This is a genomic window from Erythrobacter sp. 'gip.4 top 5' (assembly GCF_056495765.1).
Genome location: NZ_CP200270.1, coordinates 2,718,043 through 2,742,489 on the forward strand (window position 1 = coordinate 2,718,043; position 24,447 = coordinate 2,742,489).

General features: G+C 61.7%; 23 protein-coding genes and 4 pseudogenes. 15 read left to right on the forward strand and 12 right to left on the reverse strand.

Annotated features, from left to right (window positions below; genetic code table 11):
- Positions 1 to 15: 15 nt before the first annotated feature.
- Together ACRANW_RS13170 and hemC are read right to left on the reverse strand one after the other, a co-directional pair.
- On the reverse strand, positions 16 to 732 hold the full coding sequence (locus ACRANW_RS13170; protein WP_479432221.1) for a uroporphyrinogen-III synthase: 717 nt from the start codon (positions 730 to 732) through the stop codon (positions 16 to 18).
- Positions 729 to 1,670 (reverse strand): hydroxymethylbilane synthase, encoded by a 942-nt coding sequence (gene hemC, locus ACRANW_RS13175; RefSeq protein ID WP_479432222.1) that lies wholly within the window; start codon positions 1,668 to 1,670, stop codon positions 729 to 731. Before hemC ends, ACRANW_RS13170 begins: the two co-directional genes overlap by 4 nt.
- Before the next feature lie 44 nt (positions 1,671 to 1,714).
- Here hemC and tsaD point away from each other — a divergent pair, with 44 nt between their 5' ends.
- The 8 genes from tsaD (at position 1,715) to ACRANW_RS13215 (ending at position 9,526) form a co-directional block, all read left to right on the forward strand.
- Positions 1,715 to 2,815 carry a tRNA (adenosine(37)-N6)-threonylcarbamoyltransferase complex transferase subunit TsaD gene (gene tsaD / locus ACRANW_RS13180; protein ID WP_479432223.1) on the forward strand — a complete coding sequence of 367 codons (1,101 nt, stop codon included), beginning with the start codon at positions 1,715 to 1,717 and terminating at the stop codon, positions 2,813 to 2,815.
- Positions 2,812 to 3,813 (forward strand): NAD(P)H-dependent glycerol-3-phosphate dehydrogenase, encoded by a 1,002-nt coding sequence (locus ACRANW_RS13185; protein WP_479432224.1) that lies wholly within the window; start codon positions 2,812 to 2,814, stop codon positions 3,811 to 3,813. Before tsaD ends, ACRANW_RS13185 begins: the two co-directional genes overlap by 4 nt.
- A gap of 56 nt (positions 3,814 to 3,869) precedes the next feature.
- Positions 3,870 to 5,312, forward strand: a complete 1,443-nt coding sequence (locus ACRANW_RS13190) for a lipopolysaccharide biosynthesis protein (protein ID WP_479433954.1) — start codon at positions 3,870 to 3,872, stop codon at positions 5,310 to 5,312.
- 97 nt (positions 5,313 to 5,409) lie between these two features.
- The gene (locus tag ACRANW_RS13195) at positions 5,410 to 5,985 is read left to right on the forward strand and encodes a hypothetical protein (protein ID WP_479432225.1); all 576 of its coding nucleotides are present in this window, start codon (positions 5,410 to 5,412) and stop codon (positions 5,983 to 5,985) included.
- A gap of 69 nt (positions 5,986 to 6,054) precedes the next feature.
- Positions 6,055 to 6,423, forward strand: a complete 369-nt coding sequence (locus ACRANW_RS13200) for a response regulator (protein WP_479432226.1) — start codon at positions 6,055 to 6,057, stop codon at positions 6,421 to 6,423.
- A 129-nt stretch (positions 6,424 to 6,552) separates the two neighbouring features.
- Positions 6,553 to 7,728 carry an acyl-CoA dehydrogenase gene (locus tag ACRANW_RS13205; RefSeq protein ID WP_479433955.1) on the forward strand — a complete coding sequence of 392 codons (1,176 nt, stop codon included), beginning with the start codon at positions 6,553 to 6,555 and terminating at the stop codon, positions 7,726 to 7,728.
- 127 nt (positions 7,729 to 7,855) lie between these two features.
- Positions 7,856 to 8,491: a maleylacetoacetate isomerase gene (gene maiA / locus ACRANW_RS13210; RefSeq protein WP_479432227.1), complete on the forward strand. Its 636-nt coding sequence runs from the start codon at positions 7,856 to 7,858 to the stop codon at positions 8,489 to 8,491.
- Between the two features lie 24 nt (positions 8,492 to 8,515).
- A complete protein-coding gene (locus tag ACRANW_RS13215; RefSeq protein WP_479432228.1) occupies positions 8,516 to 9,526 on the forward strand; it encodes a fumarylacetoacetate hydrolase family protein in 1,011 nt (336 codons plus the stop codon).
- 51 nt (positions 9,527 to 9,577) lie between these two features.
- Here the strand turns inward: ACRANW_RS13215 and ACRANW_RS13220 are convergent, their stop codons facing one another.
- Positions 9,578 to 10,303, reverse strand: coding sequence for an alternative oxidase (locus tag ACRANW_RS13220; protein WP_479432229.1), 726 nt, complete (start codon positions 10,301 to 10,303; stop codon positions 9,578 to 9,580).
- Positions 10,304 to 10,571: 268 nt separating this feature from the next.
- Between ACRANW_RS13220 and ACRANW_RS13225 the strand changes: the two genes are divergently transcribed.
- Complete coding sequence (locus tag ACRANW_RS13225; protein WP_479432230.1) at positions 10,572 to 12,023, forward strand: NAD-dependent succinate-semialdehyde dehydrogenase; 1,452 nt, start codon at positions 10,572 to 10,574, stop codon at positions 12,021 to 12,023.
- Positions 12,024 to 12,032: 9 nt separating this feature from the next.
- Here the strand turns inward: ACRANW_RS13225 and ACRANW_RS13230 are convergent, their stop codons facing one another.
- The 6 genes and pseudogenes from ACRANW_RS13230 to ACRANW_RS13255 form a co-directional block, all read right to left on the reverse strand.
- Positions 12,033 to 12,194: a hypothetical protein gene (locus ACRANW_RS13230; protein ID WP_479432231.1), complete on the reverse strand. Its 162-nt coding sequence runs from the start codon at positions 12,192 to 12,194 to the stop codon at positions 12,033 to 12,035.
- Positions 12,195 to 12,299: 105 nt separating this feature from the next.
- On the reverse strand, positions 12,300 to 13,463 hold the full coding sequence (locus tag ACRANW_RS13235; RefSeq protein ID WP_479432232.1) for an alpha-hydroxy-acid oxidizing protein: 1,164 nt from the start codon (positions 13,461 to 13,463) through the stop codon (positions 12,300 to 12,302).
- Positions 13,464 to 13,531: 68 nt separating this feature from the next.
- Positions 13,532 to 13,885, reverse strand: coding sequence for a thiol-disulfide oxidoreductase DCC family protein (locus tag ACRANW_RS13240; protein WP_479432233.1), 354 nt, complete (start codon positions 13,883 to 13,885; stop codon positions 13,532 to 13,534).
- Positions 13,886 to 13,888: 3 nt separating this feature from the next.
- Entirely contained in the window at positions 13,889 to 14,023 is a 135-nt protein-coding gene (locus ACRANW_RS13245; RefSeq protein WP_479432234.1) for a DUF2474 family protein, read from the reverse strand.
- A 70-nt stretch (positions 14,024 to 14,093) separates the two neighbouring features.
- A pseudogene (gene cydB / locus ACRANW_RS13250) lies at positions 14,094 to 15,090 on the reverse strand (cytochrome d ubiquinol oxidase subunit II).
- Positions 15,090 to 15,377 (reverse strand): annotated as a pseudogene (locus ACRANW_RS13255) (cytochrome ubiquinol oxidase subunit I); the annotation flags it as partial. The pseudogenes ACRANW_RS13255 and cydB, both read right to left, overlap by 1 nt.
- Before the next feature lie 87 nt (positions 15,378 to 15,464).
- On the opposite strand from ACRANW_RS13255, the gene ACRANW_RS13260 reads away from it, so the two are divergent.
- Positions 15,465 to 16,831 (forward strand): IS3 family transposase gene (locus ACRANW_RS13260; RefSeq protein ID WP_479431339.1). Its coding sequence is split into 2 segments (ribosomal slippage): positions 15,465 to 15,815 and positions 15,818 to 16,831, totalling 1,365 coding nucleotides; the frame shifts between segments, so codons are not numbered across the junction.
- Between the two features lie 634 nt (positions 16,832 to 17,465).
- On the opposite strand, the pseudogene ACRANW_RS13265 reads toward ACRANW_RS13260, so the two are convergent.
- Positions 17,466 to 17,612: pseudogene (locus ACRANW_RS13265) on the reverse strand (transposase); the annotation flags it as partial.
- 181 nt (positions 17,613 to 17,793) lie between these two features.
- Positions 17,794 to 18,672, reverse strand: a complete 879-nt coding sequence (locus tag ACRANW_RS13270; RefSeq protein ID WP_479432235.1) for a septation protein IspZ — start codon at positions 18,670 to 18,672, stop codon at positions 17,794 to 17,796.
- Between the two features lie 448 nt (positions 18,673 to 19,120).
- Between ACRANW_RS13270 and ACRANW_RS13275 the strand changes: the two genes are divergently transcribed.
- Complete coding sequence (locus tag ACRANW_RS13275) at positions 19,121 to 19,966, forward strand: alpha/beta hydrolase family protein (RefSeq protein WP_479432236.1); 846 nt, start codon at positions 19,121 to 19,123, stop codon at positions 19,964 to 19,966.
- 26 nt (positions 19,967 to 19,992) lie between these two features.
- Here the strand turns inward: ACRANW_RS13275 and ACRANW_RS13280 are convergent.
- Positions 19,993 to 20,448, reverse strand: a pseudogene (locus ACRANW_RS13280) (tyrosine-type recombinase/integrase); the annotation flags it as partial.
- Between the two features lie 307 nt (positions 20,449 to 20,755).
- Here ACRANW_RS13280 and ACRANW_RS13285 point away from each other — a divergent pair.
- The 4 genes from ACRANW_RS13285 (at position 20,756) to ACRANW_RS13300 (ending at position 24,409) form a co-directional block, all read left to right on the forward strand.
- Complete coding sequence (locus ACRANW_RS13285) at positions 20,756 to 21,076, forward strand: hypothetical protein (RefSeq protein WP_479432237.1); 321 nt, start codon at positions 20,756 to 20,758, stop codon at positions 21,074 to 21,076.
- Between the two features lie 329 nt (positions 21,077 to 21,405).
- A complete protein-coding gene (locus ACRANW_RS13290) occupies positions 21,406 to 22,332 on the forward strand; it encodes an ABC transporter ATP-binding protein (RefSeq protein ID WP_479432238.1) in 927 nt (308 codons plus the stop codon).
- Complete coding sequence (locus ACRANW_RS13295) at positions 22,329 to 23,828, forward strand: ABC transporter permease (RefSeq protein WP_479432239.1); 1,500 nt, start codon at positions 22,329 to 22,331, stop codon at positions 23,826 to 23,828. Before ACRANW_RS13290 ends, ACRANW_RS13295 begins: the two co-directional genes overlap by 4 nt.
- A 230-nt stretch (positions 23,829 to 24,058) precedes the next feature.
- Complete coding sequence (locus ACRANW_RS13300; RefSeq protein WP_479432240.1) at positions 24,059 to 24,409, forward strand: hypothetical protein; 351 nt, start codon at positions 24,059 to 24,061, stop codon at positions 24,407 to 24,409.
- Positions 24,410 to 24,447 lie beyond the last annotated feature (38 nt).

A 24,447-nucleotide genomic window follows, 5' to 3' on the forward strand; every position in this document is an offset into this window, starting at 1 on the left:
CGTCCGGCCTTGCGCTTACAGCAGCCGGTCCGTTGAGCCGCAGATGGAGCGCGGGTGGTGGCACAAGTCAAATGCCAATTGCAACAACGTCGCCTCGTCCGGCCGGGCGGCGCAGTGAACCGCGCCCCAGCCCGCCCCCGCAGCAGCGGCGATACGCGGTCCGAGCGCGGCGAGCGCGATGCCCGCGCGCGCGATGCCCAGCCGATCACATTCTTGCGCAAAATGCTGCGCGGTGGCGGCGGAATGAAGCAGCACCAGCGCCGCGCCTTCGGCCAATCGGTCGGCCACGGGATCAAGCGGCAAAGGCACACTGCGATAGGCGATCACTTCGGCAAAGGTCACACCCGCCGGGGGCGTAAGTGGGATATGCTTTTCGCCTGCAATCCGCAGCAGGTGCGCCGGGGCAGGAATCGCATCGAGCACGCCTTGCAGCCCGCCGCTCCCCGTCATCGCCACCGCAAAGCCAGCATCGCGCGCGGCAATCGCTGTCGCCGCGCCCACGGCATAGACCGGTTTTGCCGTCAGACGCGCAAGGTTCAGCCCGCCGTGCAGGATGGCATTGGCGCTACCGATCAGCAATCCGTCAAAATCATCAGGATCAGGGCAATCCCACGCGACAGCGCGGATTTCGGACAGCGCCAGCCCGGTGATCGCAAAGCCCATGTCGCGGGCCTTGCCAAGCGTCGCGGCAAGGCCCGGCTCCGGGCGCAGCGCAATCAGATGAAAAGTCATTTTTGCGTGCGAAAATGCGGCGCGATCCCCGGTGTGGTACGAGCGAGCAGATCGGCGGCCAGCGCCTCAACCGGCGCATGATCGCCCGGCGAAAAGCGCGTGCTGCCCTCGATCCGTTCGGTCCCGTCCGGGCTGAACAAGGCGGCGCGCATGGTCAGTTCGCCCTCAGCCAGAACGCACAGCACCGCGATGGGCGAATGGCAGGTGCCGCCCAGTTCGGCGAGCAATGCCCGCTCTGCTTCCAGCTCTGCGCGGGTGGGCGCGTGGTCGATGGCGGCCAGCAGCGCGGTTGTTTGCGCATCATCGGCGCGGCATTCGATCGCGATCACGCCTTGCGCTGCGGCAGGGATCCACGCGTCTTCGCCCAGCGGCACGCCAGCCGCGCTCTGGCCAAGTCGTTCCAGACCCGCTGCGGCAAGGAAGGTCACATCCGCTTCCCCCGCCTGCAATTTGCCCAGCCGCGTGGCGACATTGCCGCGAAACATCACGACCTTGCAATCGGGCCGCAAGTTCAGCAGCTGTGCTGCCCGGCGCGGTGCGCTGGTGCCGACCACCGCGCCTTGCGGGATCGCGGCAATACTCGCGGCGCCGACCAGACTGTCACGTCGGTCCGCGCGCGGCAGAAATGCTGGGAAATGGAACGCATCGGGACGGATTGTCTCAACATCCTTGGCCGAGTGTACCGACAGGTCGATGCGGCCTTCGCCCAGCCACTGATCCAACTCCTTGGTCCACAGCGCCTTGCCGCCGATTTCGGACAGCGGACGATCCAGCACCTTGTCACCGCTCGCCAGCACGGGCACGAGTTCGACCGCGTCCTCGCTCCAGCCGTGGGCGGCACACAGGCGCGCGCGGGTTTCGACGGCCTGCGCCATGGCAAGCGGGGAATTGCGAGTGCCCAGGCGTAAACGCGGGGACTTTGATGGGTCTTGGGTCATAGCTGTGCTTGCCCTAGCTTCCATAGCGACTAGATGGAAGTCGGATGGGATGGCAAACGCACACCTCTGATGCCGCGCTGGCCCCGGGTCCGCTGGTCCTGGGGATCGAATCGAGCTGTGATGAAACCGCCGTGGCGCTGGTGCGCGGCGACGGGACGGTCGTGGCACAGGCGATCGCCAGCCAAGAGGCCGAACACGCGCCCTATGGCGGAGTCGTGCCGGAAATCGCCGCCCGCGCCCATGCCGAACGGCTTGCGCCGATGATTGCCAAGGTAATGGGTGATGCCGGGGTGTCGCTGGACGATTGCGACGCGATTGCCGCAACCGCTGGGCCGGGGCTGATCGGCGGTGTCATGGTGGGACTGGTCAGTGCCAAGGCGTTGGCGATGGCGTCAGGCAAGCCGCTGCTGGCAATCAACCATCTTGAAGGCCACGCGCTCTCCCCGCGGCTGGCCGACCCAACATTGGCTTTTCCCTATCTGTTGCTGCTGGTGTCGGGCGGGCATTGTCAGATTCTCGCTGTGGAAGGTGTTGGCAGGTATCGCCGCCTCGCCACCACCATCGACGATGCGCTGGGCGAAGCGTTCGACAAGACGGCAAAGATTCTGGGTCTGGGCTATCCCGGCGGGCCTGCGGTGGAACGGCTGGCCCTGCAGGGCAACGCCAAGGCTGTCCCCCTGCCCCGCCCGCTCAAGGGTTCGCCAGAGCCGCATTTTTCCTTCGCTGGGCTGAAAAGCGCGGTGATGCGCGCTGCGGGCAGCGGCGCGCACGCGCCTGAAGATATTGCGGCCAGTTTCCAGCAAGCAGCGGTCGATTGCCTGATCGACCGGCTGGAACAGGCGTTGGAGCGCGCTGGCCCCTTCCCTGCGCTGGTGGTGGCAGGCGGAGTCGCAGCCAACGCAAATGTGCGCGCGGCGCTCGAAACCCTCGCCGCCGAGCACGCCATGATATTCACCGCGCCGCCCATGGCCTTGTGCACCGATAACGCCGCGATGATCGCCTGGGCCGGCTGCGAACGGCTGGCGGCAGAAGGCTGGCAGCGCGGCGCAGGTTTCGCGGGCGATCCGCTCGATTTTCTCGCGCGCCCCCGCTGGCCGCTCGATCCGGCGGCAGACACCGTGCGCGGGGCAGGGGTCAAAGCATGAGTGGCCTGGAAACCATCGGCGTCATTGGCGCAGGGGCATGGGGCACGGCGCTTGCGCAGATGCTCGCCAGCGACGGGCGCGATGTGCTGATCTGGGCTTACGAGCCCGAGGTTGTGGCCGCGATCAACACCGATCATCGCAATCCGCTGTATCTGCCGTCCGCGACACTTGCCCCCACCATCCGCGCCACCGGCGATCTGGCGGAGTTTGCCGCACTGGGCATCGCGCTGGTCGTCACGCCGGCACAAGTGCTGGGCCGGGTGCTGGAGGGGCTTGCCACGTGCCCTCGCGATCTGGTGCTGTGCTCCAAGGGGATCGAAGCGGGCACCGGGCGCATGATGTTCGATGTCGCCAGCCAGGCCGCGCCGCAAAGCGCCATTGCCGTGTTGTCGGGGCCGACGTTTGCGCATGAAGTCGCTGCCGGGTTGCCCACCGCCGTGACGCTCGCTTGCGGCGGCGGCACTGATCAGTGGGATCGGATCGCGCCCGCCATCGCCCGTCCGACCTTCCGGCCCTATTATTCGGACGATGTGATCGGGGCGGAGATTGGCGGCGCGGTGAAGAACGTGCTCGCGATTGCCTGCGGCGTGGTTGACGGGCTTGGCCTAGGCCAGAACGCGCGGGCGGCATTGATCGCACGCGGATTTTCCGAAATGCTGCGCTTTGGCGAAAGCCTGGGGGCGCGCGCTGAGACGCTGAGCGGATTGTGCGGACTGGGCGACCTGGTGCTGACCTGCTCCAGCACCGCCAGCCGCAATTTTTCGCTGGGCAAGGCGCTTGGTGAAGGCGCGGACCCCGCCGAACTGATGGCTGACCGCCGCACCGTGGCCGAGGGCGCGCACACCGCGCCGGTTCTGGCCGCGCTTGCCGTGACGCGCGGCGTGCGAATGCCGATTGTCGCGGCGGTCGATGCGATCCTTCAGGGCGAGGATGCCCGCAAGGTCGTCGCCAGCTTGCTGGCCCGGCCGCTCAAGGCCGAACGGGACCGCTCTGCGTGACCGCTACGACGGATGACGATCTGGCCGCGCTCGCCAAGGGCGGGCGGACCAACACGATGGGCTTTGTCTTTCGTCTGGTCGCGCGCATCCCCTTTCTGGTCATCGCCACGCGTCTTTATGGCGCGGAGGCGCTGGGCCGCTTTGCATCGGCGCTGGTGCTGATCGAAATCGTTGCGCTGGTCTGTTCGCTCGGGGAAAAACGCGGCCTCGCGCAGCGCCTGTCCGAAGGCGCGGGCGACAATCGTGACGGCGAAAGAAACCTCGTTTATGACGGCATCCTGCTGGCGCTGGCCTATTCGGGGGTCGCGGCACTGGTGCTGCTGGCCTTTCCCGAGCCGATGTTTCCCAATGGCACCAACAGTCCGCTCGACATCTGGCTAGTTGCCGCCATCCCTGCCTTCGCTGTCACTGAAATCCTGCTCGCAGCGCAAGCCTACCGCTTCGATATCGCCACAATGGTGCGCGCGCGCGCCGTGGTGGAGCCGTGGACGATCTCTATCGGGGCAGGTGTCTTTTTCTTCATCCCGGCCACCCGCGATGCGGGCCTGGCGCTGGCCTTCATTGCCTCGATCTACGCCGGGCTGTTCACCGCGTTGTGGTCATTCCTTCGCACCTTCGGCCTGCCCAGCGGCTGGCGCCCCGCCCCGCGCGCGCTGATCGCCATGGCCAGCCGCGCCTTCCCGCTGGTAGGCGCGGATGCGATCGAACGCGGGACACGGTTGCTCGACATTTTCATGCTCGGCCTGTTCGCCCCGCCACAGGCGGTGGGCATTTATTACGCCGCGCAGCAGATCGCATCGCTGCCGCAAAAGCTCAAAACCAGTTTCGAGCCGATCCTCTCCCCCGTCATCACCAAGAACCTGCGGACCGGCAACATGGGTGCGATCGCCGCCCAAGTGCGACAGGTGGGGTTCTGGATCATTGCGGTGCAGCTTGGCATCGCGCTGGCGCTGGGCGTGCCGGGCGAGGCGGTGATGGGCCTATGGGGGCCGGACTATGTCGCTGGGACAGCCGCGCTCGCCTTTTTGCTGGCGGCAGAGGTCGCCGCATCCATGGCGGTCGTTTCGGAAAGCGTGCTGGTTTACATCGCAAGGAAGCGCAATCTGGCGATCTCGGTCGGAGTGATCGCGTTGCAAGCCGCGCTGACCATTGCGTTGATCGAAGCGGCGGACCGATATGGCCTCGGCAAGGGCTACGAAGCGGCAAGCGCCGCGGGTGCACTGCTGGTCGCGCTGGCGGTATCATCACTGATCAAGGCACTTTTGCTGAAACACCTTCTGAAAGCGTCGGTATCCAATTGGCGCTGGGCGCTGGTTTACGCCGCCGCGCCCGCCGTGCTGGTCGGCTATGCCTTTACATGGCTGCCAGAGTGGACGGAACTGGTGTTCGGTATCCCCGCGATCCTTGCCACCTATGCGCTGATCATCTGGCGGCGCGGCTTCGATGATGGCGACAAGGTGTTGTTTCGCAAACAGGTCGCACCCGCGCCAGTGCCCTAGCCTGGCCCGAACACGGCTGCGGGCTTGGGCAAAGACCAACGAGGCTGCTAGAGCGCAGCGCCTATCGCCATGATTCGCCACGGAGCAAACCCCCGCCATGTCGCCTGAATTTATGACCTATCTGCCGCTGATCATCATTGGTCTGGTCGTGCTGGTGCTGGCCGTCTGGCTGTTCGCACGCATGGGTCGCAAGGCGCGCGTGATCACGGATGACAGCACCACGCCGCTTGCCCGCGATGTGCTGGAGGACGGCGCGGCCCGGGCTGCGCGCAATCAGGCTTTGATTGATGCGCCGCGGGCAGTGGAAATCATTCAGGGCGAAATCTCGGCGGCCGCCAACACGCAGGCGGTCGCCGCCTCGCCGCTCGGCACCGATGCGGAAGCCGGGCCAGACATGTCCGCCACGCCGCCCACGCCCGTCACCGGCGCGCCCGATGAACTCACCCGCATCAAAGGCCTTGGCCCCAAGCTTTCCGCGCTGCTTGGCGAATTCGGTATCACCACCTTTGCCCAGATCGCCGCATGGGAGCCTGCCGAGATCGAACGGCTCGATGCCAAACTTGGCCGCTTTTCCGGACGCATCACCCGCGATCAATGGGTCGAACAAGCCAAACTGCTCGCCGCCGGCAATGAAACCGCATTTGTTGCACAGTTCGGCCGAAATGGACAATAAACCGCAAAGCTGAAAGCGATGCTGTGATATATCTGCGCTCTTCGATGAAAAATGAGCGGGAGAGCGTCGATGGTTTTGCGCATTTTGGTGGCCGAGAACGACGTCATTGCTGCCTTTGACCTTTGCGACACCTTCGAGGAAGCCGGTTACGAAGTTGAAGGACCGCATTCCGGCATATCTTTCGCGATGCTCGCCTGCCAGAAGACAAAACCGGACCTGGCTATCCTCAATGTCGAACTGACCGATGGGCCATCCTACGAATTCGCTCAGAAACTCATCGACGAAAACGTGCCGGTGATTCTCCATTCCGAACGCCACGCCGCGCGCCACGCCGTGCGCCACGTCGCAGCGCGCTTTCCGCGTGCGATCAGCTTGGCCAAGCCCTGCCCGCCCGCGATGCTGCTCGATACAGTCAGCCGGGTGCTGGCCCCGGCCTGACCGGCCTTGCCGTCCGTCTCGGCCCGGCCCCTCTTGCCCCGGCCTGCCAAGCCTGCGAAGGCGGTGACGAACACGAAAAGCAGGAGCAGCCCCTTGCACGGCACCAACACTTCGCGTCCGAATTCCGGCATCGCCCCATTCAATTGGGAGGATCCCTTCGATCTTGAAAGCCAGCTGACCGAAGAAGAGCGGATGATCCGCGACGCGGCGCACGGCTTTGCACAAGACGAATTGCAGCCGCGCGTAATCACCGCGTTCCGCGAAGAGATCGATGCGCCCGAACTGTTCCCGTTGATGGGCAAGGCCGGGCTGCTTGGCGCGACCATTCCCGAAGAGTTCGGCGGCGCAGGCGCAGGCTATGTCGCCTACGGCCTGATCGCACGCGAAATCGAGCGGGTGGATTCCGGCTATCGCTCGATGGCGAGCGTGCAGTCCAGCCTCGTGATGCAACCGATCTACGCCTATGGCTCGGACGAACAGCGCCGCCAATACCTCCCCGGCCTCGCCAGTGGCGCGCTGATCGGATGCTTTGGCCTGACCGAGCCTGACGCAGGCAGCGATCCGGCGGGGATGAAAACATGGGCCAAAAAGGATGGGGACGATTACGTCATTTCAGGCAGCAAGACCTGGATCAGCAACGCCCCCTTTGCGGATGTCTTTGTGGTTTGGGCCAAGTCCGAGGAACACGGCGGCGCAATCCGTGGCTTCGTGCTGGACAAGGGCATGGCGGGCCTCAGTGCGCCCAAGATCAAGGGCAAGATCAGCTTGCGCGCATCGACCACCGGCATGATCGTGATGGAGGACGTGCGCGTGTCCGCCTCGGCGCTGCTTCCCAATGTCGAAGGGCTCAAAGGCCCGTTCGGTTGCCTTAACCGCGCGCGGTACGGGATTTCATGGGGCGCAATGGGAGCGGCGGAGTTCTGCCTTGCCGCTTCGCGCCAATATGGCCTTGATCGCCACCAGTTCGGCCGGCCACTCGCCGCCACGCAACTGTTCCAGAAGAAGCTGGCCGACATGATGAGCGACATTGCACTCGGCCTGCAAGCCAGCTTGCGCGTGGGCCGCCTGATTGATGAAGGCCGCTTTGCGCCCGACATGATTTCCATCGTGAAGCGCAACAACGTTGGCAAGGCGCTCGATATCGCCCGTCAGGCGCGCGACATGCATGGCGGCAACGGTATTGCCGAAGAATATCAGGTGATCCGCCACATGGTGAACCTTGAGACGGTCAACACCTATGAAGGCACGCATGATGTCCACGCGCTGATCCTCGGCCGTGCCATCACGGGGATTGCAGCGTTTTAGTGAAACCTTGGCAGAAAACCCTCGGGCCGATAGGCCCACAAGTCCGACCGGGCGCCCGCAGCGACGCGGCCGGATGGCCGTGTGAGCGAGGATTTCGCGCGCCGGATGGCGTGCGGGGAAACAAAAAATGAAGCTATACGGCTATTTCAGGAGCTCGACCTCCTACCGCCTGCGGATCGCGCTGAACCTGAAGGGCCTTGCGTTCGAGAATGTGCCGGTGAACCTCGTCACCGCCGAGAACAAGGACGCAAGCTTCACGCAGCGCAACCCCTTTGGATCGTTGCCGATGCTGGAGGCGGACGGGCGTGACCGGGCGCAATCCATGGCGCTGCTGGAATGGCTGGACGAAGCCTATCCCACTCCTCGCTTTTTGCCGCAGGATATCGAGGCGCGCTATACGGTGCGCGAACTCGCCTATGGCGTCGCAACGGAGATTCACGCGGTCAACAATTTGCCGGTGCTGAAATATCTCAAAGATCCGCTCGGCCATGCGCAGGACGAAATCGACGTGTGGTATCGCCACTGGCTGGCGCGCACTTTGAACCCGGTCGAAGCGCGGCTCGCACAGTTGGGCACGGGCAATTTTCTTCATGGCGATGCGCCGGGATTGTTCGAGATCGTGCTGATCCCGCAGCTCGCGAATGCGCGGCGCTTCGCCTACGATCTGACAAGCAGCCCCCACATGACCCGCATCGAGGCCGCCTGTCTTGCCCTGCCTGCATTCGCGGCGGCCCACCCCGATAACCAGATCGACGCCACGTGATGTTTGGCGCAAAAAGGAACCCCCATGAAACTCGCAACGCTCGATAATGGTACCCGCGACGGGATGCTGGTGGTGGTCAGCAAAGACCTGACCCGCTGCTGCGCCGCCGGTTACATCGCGCCCACCTTGCAGGCCGCGCTCGACAATTGGGAGCGCGTGGCGCCCGAACTCAAGGTGTTGGCCCGCGATGTCGAGCACGAAACCGTGCCGTGCGAGCGGTTTCACGAACGCCAGGCCCACTCGCCGCTGCCGCGGGCCTACCAATGGGCCGATGGCAGCGCCTATATCAACCACGTCGAACTTGTGCGGCAGGCCCGCGGCAGCAAGGTGCCGGACAGCTTCTACACCGATCCGCTGATGTATCAGGGCGGCTCGGATGGTTTCTTGCGTCCGCGTCAGGATATTCCGCTGGGTGATCCGGCGTGGGGCTGCGACATGGAGGGCGAGATTGCCTGCATCACCGATGATGTGCCGATGGGCGTTTCCGCCGAGGATGCGGTGGATCACATCAAGCTCATCATGCTGGTCAACGATGTCAGCTTGCGCGGGTTGATTCCGGGCGAGCTGGAAAAGGGATTCGGCTTCTTCCAGTCCAAACCTGCCAGCGCGTTCTCGCCCGTCGCTGTCACGCCTGACGAGTTGGGCGAGGCCTGGGCCAATTGCCTGGTCCACCTGCCGCTGATGGTCGATTATAACGGCGCACAGTTTGGCCGGGCGAATGCCGGTCAAGACGCGACCTTCAATCTCGCACAATTGGTCGCCCATGCCGCCAAGACCCGCAATCTGAGCGCGGGAACGGTGATCGGGAGCGGCACGGTCTCGAACAAAGGCGCGGATGGCGGCGCGGGGACGCCGGTGGCAGAAGGGGGCGCGGGCTATTCCTGCATCGCTGAAATCCGCATGATCGAAACCATCGCGGACGGCGCGGCAAAGACGCCATTCATGCAATCAGGTGACGTCGTGCGGATCGAGATGCGCGATGCGCGCAATCATTCGATTTTTGGCGCGATTGAACAGCAAGTGGTCGCTGTTTAAGGTGGTGCTGCCTGCCGCGTCCGGCCTGCGTGCGAGGCTGGCCGGAGCGGGCTAGACCCGCTCCAGATCGTGCTTGACCTCTTCTAGGCCTTCCTTGCCGCGTGTTTCGCGTGAAACATCCGCACGGCGATCAATTTCCGCGACGAAATAGTGGTTCACATCGCGGTGTTCGGCTTCGTCTGCACGAACGGCCAGAATAACATCGCGCAGACGCGCATCCTGCGGAAGCTGCCAGTAATCGATCGCGATCTTCGGCGCTGCGACATTCTCCAGCCGGCCGGCATCCACCTCGGCAAGATACTGGGTGTAGCTAAACACCGCCTCTTCCTCGAAATAGGCCACGACCCGGTGCGCGGTGCGCGGTGCAAACAGATACAGGAAGAAGTAGAAATTGTAGAATATCAGCTGCACGGCGAGCACAAGAAAGCGTTCGAAAGCATTGGGTTGCGCAATCTCGATGAAGGTCATCAGATGCATGCGCTCATTCTCGGCTTCATCAAGCAGCGTGCGGATCCAGCCTTCATCGTCGCGCATGGTGCGCAGCGCATTGAGATGCTGCCAAAGCCCGCCGACCATGCCCGGAACCGCTGCCACGGTTTCCAGCACAACCGCGCGGTGACCGTATCGCTTGGCAAAGAAGCGGTCGGCGCAAAAACGCAGCAGCTTCACGAAGGCAAACGCGACCCGGTCGCTTCCCGACTGCGGTGCGACGTGCGTTTCGATCACGATGTCAGGATTAATCTGACGGATCAAAGGCTTGGTATCAAACGGTTTCATTGCGGCAATCTTTCGGTTGCAGGTGCATCACTCACATAACGTTTACGTACCCCAAGAGTATCCCATTCGGCCGCACAAATCGGCGTGAAATGACCGCGCAGTGTGTTGCGTTTGGCGCATTGAAGCCGGCGGCCTCGCGCCGAATGCTGCGCCAATCGCAAGCCTGCCTGCATGCAACGCCACTCGCAGCGATACGGAAATCCGGCTAGGGTATGCCCAACATAAAGGCACGTGTGCCGTCGACCCCCTTGCCTGAGGAGCCTTTCCAGTGACTGCCTATCCCACGCTCAAATTCTTGATCAACGGTGCTTGGATCGAAGCGGGAGAGGCCGGCACGATGGACGTCGTAAACCCAGCCACGGGCGCGGTGCTTGGTCAATGTCCCAAGGCATCGCCCGCGCAGCTCGACACAGCACTCCAAGCAGCGGGGGACGCCTTTGGCGCATGGAGCCAGACATCCGGGGCGGAGCGATACGCCATTCTGCGCCGCGCCGCTGACCTGCTGCGCGAACGCGCACCCGCGATCGCGCGCGTAATCACCGCTGAAATGGGCAAGCCGCACAGCCAGGGCGTTGGCGAAATCACCAGTGCTGCCGATGTGCTCGATTTTCTCGGAGAGGAGGCAAAACGCCGCGGTGGGCGGATGATCCCGGTGCGCGGGCCCCAGCTTATCGCCCAGATGGTAACGCACGAACCAGTCGGACCCAGCGTGCTGCTGACCCCCTGGAACTTCCCGGTGAACCTGCCGGCCAAGAAAATCGGTGGCGCGCTTGCAGCCGGCTGCACTGCGATCCTCAAACCGGCGGAAAACACCCCGGCATCGGCGCAAATGCTGGTGGAATGCTTCGTCGATGCCGGCTTGCCCAAGGGCGTGCTGAACCTCGTTCACGGCGATCCCGGTCCGGTGTCCGAACATCTGATCGCCTCGCCCATCACCCGCAAGGTCAGCTTTACCGGATCGACTGCGGTGGGCAAGCAACTGGGCGCGCTTGCGGCAAGCCACATGAAGCGGTTTACCCCGGAATTGGGCGGTCATGCGCCGGTGATCGTCAGCAAGCATGCCGATCTCGACCGGGCGGTCGCGATGTGCGCCGCGACCAAGTTCCGCAACGCCGGCCAGGTCTGCGTTTCACCAACCCGCTTTCTGGTCGACCGGAGCATTTATGACCGTTTTGTCGCCGAATTTGCCGCCGTGGCCGGCCGGCTCAAGGTCGGCGATCCGGGCGTCGACAGCAGCGTTGACATGGGTCCGCTCGCCCACGGACGCCGGATTGCCGCAATGGAAGCGGTGGTGGCCGATGCCGGCGGCAATCGCGGAGAAGTGGTCACTGGTGGCTCGGTCATCGCGGGCACCGGGTTCTTCTTCGAGCCGACCGTGATCGCCAGCCCCGCCCTCGACAGCCGGTTCATGACCGAGGAGCCCTTTGGTCCGATTGCGGGCATTGTGCCCTTCGACGCTATCGAAGACGCCGTCGGGATTGCCAATTCGCTGCGCTATGGCCTCGCCGCCTATGCGTTCTCCGGCGACCTCGACGAAGCGCATTATCTTGGCCGGGCGCTACGCGCCGGCATGGTGGGGATCAACCAGCTTATCGTTGCGTCACCCGAAACCCCGTTTGGCGGGGTCGGCGACAGCGGCTTTGGATCGGAAGGCGGCGAAGAAGGCTATCTCGCCTTCACCGAAACCAAGCTGGTGATGCTGGCCAAGGCTGGTGGCTGAACAACAGGGTCAGGACAGCGCGATCATACCTGCGATCCGCGACAGCAGCGACTTGCGCGACTGCATCGGCTGAATGCGGCCATATCGCGCCCGGCGCGAGTGTTCGTCCTGAAGGCAGACAGTGCGGCGCATAGAATCCGGTCCGCTCGACCAGATGGTTGGTCTTGTCATCGATTACGTCCCCGAGTCGGTCTTTTTCTATCCCCAAGGTTTAACAGCAAACCTGTGGAAAACGTAGACCAATCTTGGTTAACGCGCTTGACCCGCATGCTGCCCTCAACCGGCCCGACGCACCCCGGCAGCCCGCACATCGGCAAGCGTGGGATAACCGTTAACAGCCATCAAAAGGTCAGCCTCGGCAAGGATCGATCTTAACACCCAGGCCGCGCCCTCGGCCCCGCCCAACGCCAGCCCATAGGTGTAAGGCCGACCCACGCCCACGGCGCGCGCGCCCATCGCCAGCGCCTTGACCGCATCCGTGCCTGATCGCACGCCGCTATCGAACAGCACCGGCGTGTCGCCCGATGCGGCGACAACATCCGCCAGAAGGTCAATCGTCGCGATCCCACCGTTCGCCTGTCGTCCTCCGTGATTTGAGCAGTAGATCCCGTCCGCCCCGCAATCGACCGCACGCCGCGCATCGTCAGGGTGACAGATACCTTTCAGCACGATCGGCAGCTTGGTCACCGATTTGAACCACGCCATGTCGTCCCACGTCAGCACCTGTCCGAAGGTCGCTGCCCAGGTGAAGATGGCGGCGGCTGGGTCCTGCTCGGGCGGCTTGGCCAGCAGCGAACGGAAGACCGGATCGGTAAAGTAGTTCTGCAGCACCTTGCCGCGCAATTGCGGAAAGTTCGACGCATTGAGATCACGCGGGCGCCATCCAGTGACCCATGTGTCCAGCGTCACCACCAGCGCCTTGTAGCCCGCCTCCTCGGCGCGGCGGATCAGGCTTTCCGCCAGCTCCTTGTTCTTGGGCGTGTAGAGCTGAAACCACGCAGGCGTCTCGCCACAGGCGGCTTTCACATCCTCCAACGGATCATTGGCGAGTGTCGAGGCGCAAAACGGCACTCCTGTCAGCGCCGAAGCACGGGCGGCAGCCATATCGCCATGGCGGTCGAGCGATGCTTCGCCATTCAACCCGATCGGAGCCATGAAGAGCGGGGTGGGATAGGTATGGCCGAACAATTCGATCGAAAGGTCGCGCACCGCAGCGTCTACCATCATGCGCGGCACCATGCCCCAGTGGTGGAAGGCGGCGGCGTTTTGATCCTGCGTGTGTTCGTCCCCGCAGCCGCCCGCGACATAATTCGTCAGCATCGGGCCCAGGGCTTCATGGGCGCGCTTTTCAAGGGTGGCGAAATCGACCGGGAAGGTCGGGAGAATGCCGCTCAGCCCCGCATTGTAGATTTCGTTCTGCATTGCGCCGAAATACGTCATGGCGGCTGTTCTCTCCCGTTTCTTATGGGGGCAGATCAGCCGATCAGTCGGTGCAGGGCAAGCGGTTTCTAGGCGAAGAAGCGTTGCAGGCGCGGGCGGACCTTGAGAAAGCGGAGATAGGCGGCTTCCAGCACACGCAGAACGGTGCGGTTCCGCGCCGCCAGCCCAAGCGGGCGCAGCAACGGGATCGCCCGCCACATCGCGGCAAAGGCGGCCGCGCCGTCATGGATCACACCGTTCTCTTCAGCATGGAAGCGCGCCAGCAGTTGCGCCCGATCCACCGGACAGGACGGATCAGCGTCCTTTGCGACATCGATGAAATCAATCGCCCCGCGTGTGTCCAGCCGCCGCATCAGCCCGATCTCCCGCAGGCACAGCGGACAGGCGCCGTCGTACCAGACCTTGATGGTTGCGTTTGTCATATCTCAGGGCGCGATCCACAGGCGAATGACGTAGGCGACCGCGCCCAGCACGGCGACGCTCGCCGCCCAGATCCCTGCCATCCAGAGCAGGCGTTGCCACAAGGGCGCTTCGGGGGGGCGTTCAGGCGGCGCGAGCATTATTCGCGTCCTACCGCTGCGCTACGGGAGGGTGCAATTTGTTGTCCTATCGCTTCGCTGCTTGAGGACATCAGTGATACCCCTCGTCGGCTACCTTGCCGCGGAACACCCAGTAAGCCCAAATGGTGTAGGCAATGATCAGCGGCATGGTGATGGCCACGCCCACCAGCATGAAGATCTGGCTGGATTCAGGCGCGGCGGCATCCCAGATGGTGATGCCCGGCGGCACGACGAAGGGCCAAATCGTGACCCCCCAGCCCCGCCATGCCGAGGAAGAACAGGGCAATGGCGAGCCAGAATGGTTTGGAATTGCGTTCCTTGGTGATCGCGCGCAGCATCGAAACCGCGATGATCGCCGTGATGATCGGCACGGGCGCAGCATAGTAGATCTCGGGCGCGGATAGCCAGTGTGACGCATACTCGGCATTGAGCGTGATGTTGTAGAGGCTAACTGCGCCCATCAGCGCAATCGTAGCAAACGCTGCCCGCTTGGCAACGTAGCGTGCATGGGCCTGCACTCCGCCATCCAGCTTCCAGATCAGCCAGGTGCTACCCAGCAGCGCATATCCCGCAACCGTGCCGAGCCCGGTAAGGAAGGTGTATGGCGTGAGCCAGTCCAGCCACTCGCCCGAATAGGCGCGCCCTTCGACATCGATGCCCTGCAGCAGCGCGCCCAGGATCATGCCTTGCGCCATCGCTGCGACCAGCGAACCGCCGAAGAATGCCAAATCCCAGAAGTTCTGGTGCGCTGCATCACGCCAACGATATTCAAAGGCCACGCCGCGAAAGACCAAGCCCAAAAGCATGGCGATGACCAGCGGATAGGTGGCCGGCAGGATCACCGCGTAGGCCAGCGGAAACGCGGCAAACAGCCCGCCGCCGCCCAGCACCAGCCACGTCTCATTGCCATCCCACACCGGCGCGATCGAATTCATCGCCCGGTTGCGGCCCTGACCGACCCGGAAGGTCGGAAACAGGATGCCGATGCCCAGATCAAACCCGTCCATCACCACATAGGCGAAGATCGCAAAGGCGATGATGAAGGCCCAGATGACGGTGAGATCCATCACACCAGTTCCTTCTCAGGCTTGGCCGCGGGCAGGACTTCCTTGCCACCGGGATTCTGCGTCGGCCCCGGCGTGATCCCCGCGGTTCGGATCGGACCGACATCGCCGCGCTTGACACCATATTCGCCAGCGTGCGGCGCTTTGGACATTAGCTTGAGAACATACCAAACACCGATGCCGAAAACGGCGAAATACACGATGACGAACGCAAGGAGCGAGACAGCGACGGCCGGCGCAGCCAGCGGGCTGGCCGCATCAGCGGTACGCAGCACACCGTAGATCACGAAAGTGTCCCCCGTCAGCACCAATGGCACAGATTTGAGGTTGTGATTTAAGGAGGGTTGGGGCTTCGTCGTAGTGACGAAGGAACGAAGATGAAGACCCAATCCTCCTTGAAAAAATCCCCTCCCAAGAAGGCCCCTGCTGAGCGAGTGGTGAAGGACATCCGGCGTGCAACCCGCCGACACTTCTCGGCCGAAGACAAGATCCGCATCGTGCTGGACGGCCTGCGCGGCGAAGACAGCATTGCCGAGCTGTGCCGCAAGGAAGGCATCGCTCAGAGCCTGTATTACACTTGGTCGAAGGAGTTCATGGAAGCCGGCAAGCGCCGGTTGGCCGGCGACACCGCCCGTGCCGCGACCACCGGCGAGGTGCAGGATCTGCGCCGCGAAGCCCGCGCCTTGAAGGAATGCGTAGCTGACCTGACGCTCGAGAACCGCCTGCTTAAAAAAAGCATGATCGCGGATGGGGGCGACGACGAATGAGGTATCCTGCTTCTGAAAAGCTGGAGATCATCAGGATCGTCGAGCAGTCGCACCTGCCCGCCAAGCGGACGCTGGATAAGCTCGGCATTGCCCGTCGGACGTTCTACCGCTGGTATGACCGCTACCTCGATGGTGGCCTGGAGGCGCTCGCGGATCGACCGTCAGCGCCGAGCCGGGTGTGGAACCGCATCGCGCCCGAGGTGCAGGACCAGATCATCGAAATGGCGCTGGAGCAGTCCGAGCTGTCACCGCGCGAGCTGGCCGTGCGATTTACCGATGAACGCCAATACTTTGTGTCCGAAGCCACGGTTTACCGCCTGCTGAAGGCCCATGATCTGATCACGAGCCCGGCCTACGTCGTGATCAAGGCTGCCGATCAGTTCCACACCAAGACCACCCGCCCGAACGAGATGTGGCAAACCGATTTTACCTACTTCAAGATTATCGGGTGGGGCTGGATGTATCTATCGACCGTCCTCGACGACTTCTCGCGCTACATCATCGCCTGGAAGTTGTGCACCAACATGCGGGCAGAGGATGTGACCGACACGCTGGACATGGCGCTCGCCGCATCAGGATGCGACAGTGCAACGGTGCTGCACAAGCCCAGACTGCTCAGCGATAACGGCCCCAGCTACATCGCGGGCGAACTGGCGGAATACATCGAGGCCAACAAGATGAGCCATGTGCGCGGCGCTCCGATGCATCCGCAGACCCAGGGTAAGATCGAGCGCTGGCACCAGACCCTCAAAAACCGCATCCTGCTGGAAAACTACTTCCTGCCCGGCGACCTTGAGACCCAGATCGAGACGTTCGTCGAGCACTACAACCACCAGCGCTACCATGAAGCGCTGTGCAACGTGACGCCCGCCGACGTCTACTTCGGCAGGGCACCGGCCATCATCAAACAGCGCGAAAGGATCAAGCGACAGACCATCGAACATCGGCGCTTGCAACACCGCAAGCTCGCCGCCTAAAACCAAACCCCAGACGAGGCCCGCACTCCGCTAATCTACGCCGCACATTGCGCCAAATGTTCTGACGACGGACAGATAACGTTATTGCCCTCAAGGACCAGTTCATCTGAAAGTGTCGGGGGCAGCGCCGAAGGCGGGGACGCAGCCTGCGCGGTATCAGGTAATGACACGAGCATTGCTGCAGCGAGCGGGGCGTGGATGCAAGAAACCATCCAGTAAGGTATAATAATCAAAGGGCTTTGAGTCTAGCGCCGCAGTGTCCCCACAGCAACCGTCCTGGCGTTTACGGTCCGGTCCGAGCCAGTCCTCGCGCTTCAGCACGTCCGCGACATCGATCGCTTCGGCGGGCGCCTTCATCCAACCGCAGTGCGAGTAAAGTGGCGTTGCGCCTCATCTCGGGCGCGCGGCAAGGTGACGCCATCAGGAGTTCGATGTCAGCCGCGTCCTTCGCTGGAAGCAGCACCTCAGCTAACCATCTGTGGACGCCCCGAAAGATGCAAGAGTAAAAATCGGGTATTGGCGGTAGTCGGATGCTGCCATGTGTCCGGCCTGTTTGCGCGGTCGTAATGCCGCTGGCCCGTATGGGAGTTCGCGAACCGGAGCCGCGCGGTGCGCCGCGCCTGCTGGCCTGCAGCACCACAGCACTGCTGCCGATGATCAGCAGCCGTCGCAGCGTGCGCTCGCCGATCTTCGAGATTGCGCCGAGCCTCTCCTTGCCGCCGGTCGAGTGCTGCCTTGGTGTGAGCCCGAGCCAGGTTGCAAAGTCGCGGCCCCTTGCAAAGCCCTCTAGGGGCCCATTTAAAAGCTTCCCCTCGGCCTAATAGCCGAGTGCGGATGCGAGGGAGATCAATCGATGATCCCCGAAGCTGCCTCGCGGCTTCCTGAAGAGATTGTGCCAACAGCGGAAATTTTTCAAGCCAACCCTCAAGTTGACATCTTCTATTCCAGTGGCACTGTTCCTCTCAATCTGAGGTATCCGCCGGCTGGTAGCGGGGATAAGCGCCGCGGAGCATCTTGCCCTGCGCATATCTGAAGACGAAGAAAGTCAGCGCCATCACCACGACGACATCTGCGAATGTGCTGTAAAACAGCCAGATGTCTGTCGAGGCATGCTGCGCGACGAGAAAGTTTAGGCTGGCCATAACAGCGCCCAAAAGGCCCATCCCAATTCCGAGGCGTGCTGCATCAATTCCACGATATGGTAGATAATGCATAAGCCTGACCGACAGGCGGTTGCCACCCATTAATCCGTCAAAGAAAAACAGAGCTGCGCTGATGAGACCAGTGATCGAGGATCGATACTTCACGGCCTCTTCAGATTGGAAAGCGATCGCAAGGATAGCTGACAAAAGCATCAAAACGATCCCGAACAGAGCGAGACCGCCAAGGAGATCGATCTTTGCAAGCCGCTGGATCGCAAGTAGCCCAAACCCAGTGGCGGCGCCGATCAAAGCGGCGGTCGTAAGATCGGTCATCTTTGCGACCACGTAGAACAGCAAACCCAGCAAAATGTCGACTGTTAACGGAATCCAGTTACGCTTGAAGACACCGAAATCAATACTGGCCAATCCATTCGCGCCATCTGGCCCATTGACGCCTTTTGTAAGGGCTTCTGTCAGCGTCGCAGCGTCCATGGACACAGTAACCTCCCTGTATTCGTCCGGATAAGCGATCTTTCTGCCTGGATGGCTCTCATGGACGAGTTCACCCCTGTGGCGAACCGCGATGCCGGTGTTCAACGCACTGATGTAGCCCGCCTCGACGTCGAGGGCAGAGCCATCAGGCAGCGTTGCGACCAACCGGTGGTTGCGAACCGCGTCAGGCCCAAACGGCGGAGTCATGTCGTATGCGACGCAACTGCCGTTGATGTGAAGTTCCGAAAACAGGCCATCTGTGCGAGAGCGTAGCACCACGTGCCCACTTGTTCCCGCAACCCTGAGTCCCCGCCGATAACGCCAAATAGTAAACCCGCTCAACTCGCTATGCTCCAATTCCAAAAAAGGCGCCTGATCACATGCCGACTTCCTCGTCCCACTCAATCATGCAGGTCAGCCAAGCAAAAAAACACCTATAATCAACCATAAGCGGGGTCATCACGCGAACCTGCGGACCGGCCGGCAGCTTTGGCCCATGTTTTGCCAGCAGCGGAAAATCTGAAACCGACCCCATTCCGGTCGTCGCAGCAACTCAATTGCCAAGGTTGCCCATCCCCGGTTCAGCGCAGCGACAGGGTCACGGAACCAATCTTCTATTACTCTGGTTACCTTGGCAATTCTCGTGGAGGACCGCATGTTTTCCTTCAAGTCTGCGATGCTTCTCGGCACACTCGGCCTTAGCCTGAGCGGTTGCGCAGCTGTCATCTCGCAAGCCAGCTTCTTTCCCAGAGAGAGCTTGGTCGCTCCTGATGCCTTGTTAGAGGTTCCGGTCGGCTATGCCGCCACCGATGAATTGCTTTCCTTGGGAGAGATTGGCGTGGTCCGCGCGGTCAGGCTCGATAACGCTGAAAGCGAAACCGTAATTATATACAGCGCGGGCAATGCCGGATTTGTAGATTCAGTCGGCACGAGCCGTATGGTGGCGCGACTTGCAGAGGTTACCGGAGCGGACATCATTTTATATGACTACCCCGGCCGCGGCGGGACGACTTTGCCCGCCACGATAGACGCCGCATCTGACTTCGGCCTCGCGATGATGGACTCTCTCAAAAGATCGGGCTGGGTCGGGCGCGGGCCCGTCTATGCCTACGGATTGTCTTTCGGTGGCAGCATGGCGGCATCGCTGGCGCGATCAGGAGGGTTTGCGGGGCTCATCATCGAAGGGAGTGCGGCAGATTATCAGGCCGTCGGACGCGATTTTGTGCCGGGTCTTGCCAAGCCCTTCGTCAAGCTGCGCGTCGATCCGGCGCTAAGCAAGTTCGACTATCTCGGCTTTGCACTTGCTGCACGAGCACCGGTGCTGCTAATTTCAGGAATACAAGACAAGGTGATCAGGCCTGCGCGGATGCGCGAATTTGCGCAAGCGCTTCAGGCTGGCGGGGCAAAAGTGAGCTTCCAAGCTGTGCCGATGGGGCATGGCGGCGCACTGGAGACTCCCGAGGGCCGCGCGGCCTTGGCGGTTTTTATGGGATTGCGCTGACCTCGTTGACAGAGTCATACAATCGGACGACCAAGAGCCCTGCGATTGACCCACTCATCGACGAGGCGAGCATACTGCCGCGTATTGATCGGTTGGCCGGCACGAATTCTGCTTGGAAACACGAAATCATCGATGGTACCGCTCCGGTGCAGGAGCCATGTTAGCAGACCTGTTCGGGCGTCTGCTGTAATTTCAAATTGCACGGGTCGCCCTGTCTTCTGCTGGATGATCATTGCGCGGTCGCGGACTTCAGATCTGGCCACAAGGTCGCCGATCTTAAGCTTCACCAAATCGCAGCCCCGCAGCTTGCTGTCGATCGCCAGGTCGAACAGGGCGCGGTCACGGAGCCGCTCCTCGCGATCAAGGAAGAACCGGATCGCCCAAATCTGCTTTTGAGTGAGCGGCCGCTTAGTGCCTACGGTTCTGCCGGCATTCCACGAGACCCGTTTCTGCATCGCCGGGTCGAGGTGAGAGTAGGTCATAACTTTTCTCCATGGCCTTGATTGGCCCAAAGAAAGAACGGGCGCCGAACCGACCACATCGCCTACGCTTCAGATGAAGCTTGATTGCCGTCCTTGGTGGCTCAGGCGCGCTCACGCAAAAGGGCAGCTTTTGGGATCGCCCCGGGCCGCCTCTTATGGCTGATGATGGGTGGATAGGCGAATGGCCGCTCGCATACCGAAAACGCTGGCTGCGCACTCAAGTCGGAGAAGCTAGAAAGACCTGAGTTAATCGATTGCGACCGGACCGCCTTCGAGATAGGCTTGCGGGCAGAGCTGAGGTGCCAATATGTATTATGATCTGCTTCAACTAGTTGGCCTGCTGCCTGGCGTCTTCCTTGCATTTGCCATTAGGGAGCGCATCCGTCGCTATCGAGCTAACGTGAGGCTGATCGCGGGTATTTCCGGCCTTGCCTTTGCGCTAGTGGGGCTTCTAGTTGTTTTCAGGGTGCTACCAACTTTGCGGCCAACCGATCCTTCACTTGCCCTCTACATACTTGAATTTGGCATTATTGGATTTGTCGGGGGCTCATTGGGTTTCTCTCTCATCGAGATAGCTGGAGGAGGCATCCGCATAATGAGCCCCAGGCGACATTTGCATCGTCAATGAAATCGAGCGGACGGGGGCGGTTTCGCAACCGCTTTAGATCGAAACCCTTTGCCCGGATTTCGTCCGCTCAGCGGTCGATTTGTGAACGGCCGGAATTTTTCAAGGCAATGCAAAGCCGCAGGACCGCTTTCAAGATCGCGCATCAGCCTCGCTCATGGCCGGTCGTGGGTGGAAACCGGAACGGTGGCTTATTCGACGTGGTCGACAACATCAGATGTGTCTTGCGGCCCTGCGCGAAGAAATTACAAGGCTTTCGGTAACTTGCCTGCTGTCGGTTTCCTCGACACCTTCATAGCGGTGACCGACCAAAGAAAGCCGATCTGTCCATCATGTCAGTCCTTCAAATTCACCATCTGGCCAAGCGCTTCGGCACGTTGCTTGCGGTTGATGATCTGTCCTTTTCTGTTTCGTCCGGCGAGATCTTCGGTTTTCTCGGGGGCAACGGCGCGGGCAAGACAACGACCTTGCGCATGGTGCTCGACATCATCCGCCCGACATCGGGCACGATCAAAGTCCTTGGGGCAGCGCCGGATCGCCGCGCGACGTCCGCGATTGGATTTTTGCCCGAGGAACGCGGACTTTATTCGGGAATGTCGGCGATTGACACGATCGTCTATTTCGGGCGGCTTAAGGGGCTGCGCGAACCGCTCGCTCGCAGCCGCGGACTGCAACTGCTCGAACGCTTCGATTTGGCGGATCGGGCCAAAAGCCAGATCGGTGACATGTCGAAGGGGATGGCGCAGAAGGTGCAGCTGGCCACCGCACTGATAAACGAGCCGGAACTTCTCATGCTAGACGAGCCGTTCTCCGGTCTTGATCCGGTCAACCAGGGGCTTCTCGAAAACGAGATCTTGCGCGCCGCCCGGAGCGGTGCGGCTGTGATCTTCTCGACCCATGTCATGCAGCACGCCGAGCGATTGTGCGACCGGCTGCTGCTGCTCAGGAAGGGGTGCAAGCGGTTTGAAGGTACGATCGCAGAGGCGCGCGCACAGCTGCCCGCTACACTCATCGCGATCACGAAGACCGATCCGTCAGCCCTGCCCGGGGTAATGTCAGCAATCGCCACTTCTGGTAAAGATATAGGGGGCGAGGAATGGCGCGAATGGACGCTGACCCTTGCGCCCGGAATTGATCCGGGCGCGGTGTTGGAGCACTGTTCTTCGCAGGGTATCGCCTTGCGGCGCTGGGACCACCGCCAGGCAAGCTTGCATGATGTCTTTGTACAGCTTGTCGGGCCTGAGGAGGTCAAGCCATGAACACCGCCCACATTCTGCTCGTTGCCCGGCGCGAAATGGCTCAGATTCTCAAGATGCGCAGCTTTTGGCTGACATTGCTGATCCTGCCGGTGGCGCTGGCGATGGGGCCGTTGTTGGGAGAGACCCTTGCAGACACAGATCCCACGCGTGTTACTGTCGTCGACCGTTCGGGGGCGGACGCGACCAAGGCGCTAGAGGCGCGTTTCACGGTCGACGAAACCCAATACTTGCTGCGTGAATTGTCGCGCTATGTACAGCGCTATGATCTTGAGGTTGCCGACCGCGACGCTCTGTGGGCCAAGCGGGATGCTTGGTACACGACACAGGACCTCGTCGCGTTCGAGGCGAGCGGTGGAATCGAAGCCGCGCTGGCAAAGATCGAGACGGTTCGGCCCGACGGTGTGCCTCAGTTCGAAATTCCAAACCATGATTACCGGTTTGTCCCCCCGCCACCCGGATTGCTGTCCGTACAGGGCGAGGCCTTCTCCGCCGCCGCGCGCGGCCTGTTCGCAGATGACCCCGATGACACCAACCCTGAGATCATAGTGATGATTCCCGAAGCTTATCCGACGGATGGCAAAATCGGGATATATTCGGCGGACGATGTTCGCGGCAGCTTTATCTCTACCCTGCAGGAGGTGCTGACAGCCGACTTGCGCACCCGTCTTTTGGCTGAAGACGGTATTACAGGAGAGCGCGCGGCGCTGGTTCAGACCATAGCGCCGACCATCACCATCGACTCCCCGCCGCCCGGAGGCGGTGCACGTGAAGTTCTCTTGGTGCGTTCCACCGTACCAATTGCGCTTTCCTATATTCTCATGATGAGCCTTATCCTGTCGGGCAGTTGGATGTTGCAGGGTTCTGTGGAGGAACGCTCGAACAAGCTGATAGAAAGCCTGTTGGCCTGCATCAGCCCCGAGGAACTGATGTATGGCAAGCTGCTAGGAGGTCTCGTCGTTGGGTTGATGATGCTGTCGGTGTGGGTGGGCTGCGCCGGTGTGGCCGCCTATGCGACGCAGGGCATTATTGCCGACATGATCCGACCTGCGCTGGAGCCGATCTCGTCGCCCGGAATCATTGTGGCGATCATCTTCTTCTTTCTGGCGGGCTACATCATGGTCTCGGCGATCTTCGTGGCCATCGGTTCGATGGCGGATTCGATGAGCGAGGCGCAGGGCTACATGATGCCGGTGCTCTTTGCGATCCTGCTGCCAATCACCTTCCTCTTGCAGGCGGTGATTGCCGGGAATGACGGGATCATGGTCCAGATCTTTACCTGGGTACCGCTGTGGACGCCTTTTGCAGTGCTGGCTCGGTTGGGATCGGGAATCGAGGCGTGGGAACTGGTTGGTTCCGGGGTATTGCTTGCATTGGCAATCGTGGTTGAACTTGTCCTCGTGGGGCGATTGTTCCGCGCCAGCCTGCTGGCGGCTGGGCAGAAGCCGACCCTTGCTAAAGTGATCCAACGGTTGAGGCGAACTCCAGATGCATGCTAACCAATCGTGTGAACGTGCGATGCCGGCGTAAGGGGGCAAAGCCGCCATGCCGCTTTCAGGATCGCGCGTCGGCTCCGCTAATGACGCAAGTTGGGTGGTTTGCGGAAGGCCAGCTCCAACTCATCGCCGATCTTCCTCAGCAGAGTCTTGCTGCTGATCCGTGCCCTTGTTAATTCCTCGTGGAATTAGAGGGTTGCATGATAAGAATTGTACAGATCGCGACCGCTGCAATGATGGCTGCGGTGATCATGTTCGTGCCTCGCCCCGCGCTGGCACCTTGGGCCAACCATATCTTGGTTGCGGCAATGGTGATGAGCTTCTCGGAATACCTGGTTACACACATGATTGTCCGGCGTTTCGGTATCGAATGTGAGGGGAATCCCCTTTTGCGCTGGGTCATCAGTTGGGGTGGGGTTTACGGGATGGCCGGGTTCTGGCTGCTAGTCTGGCTAGCAATATGGTCGTTTGCGAGCCCGGGCTTGGCCGCAATTCTGCTCATCCTTTACGGCGGGCTGCTGGTGAACAATGTCCTCACGTTTCGAGCCTTGAGTGAAGAGCAAGAAGCCGTCTTGGACCGGTGACATCGACACAGCGAAGAGGCCTCAAGGCTCTCGGGCAG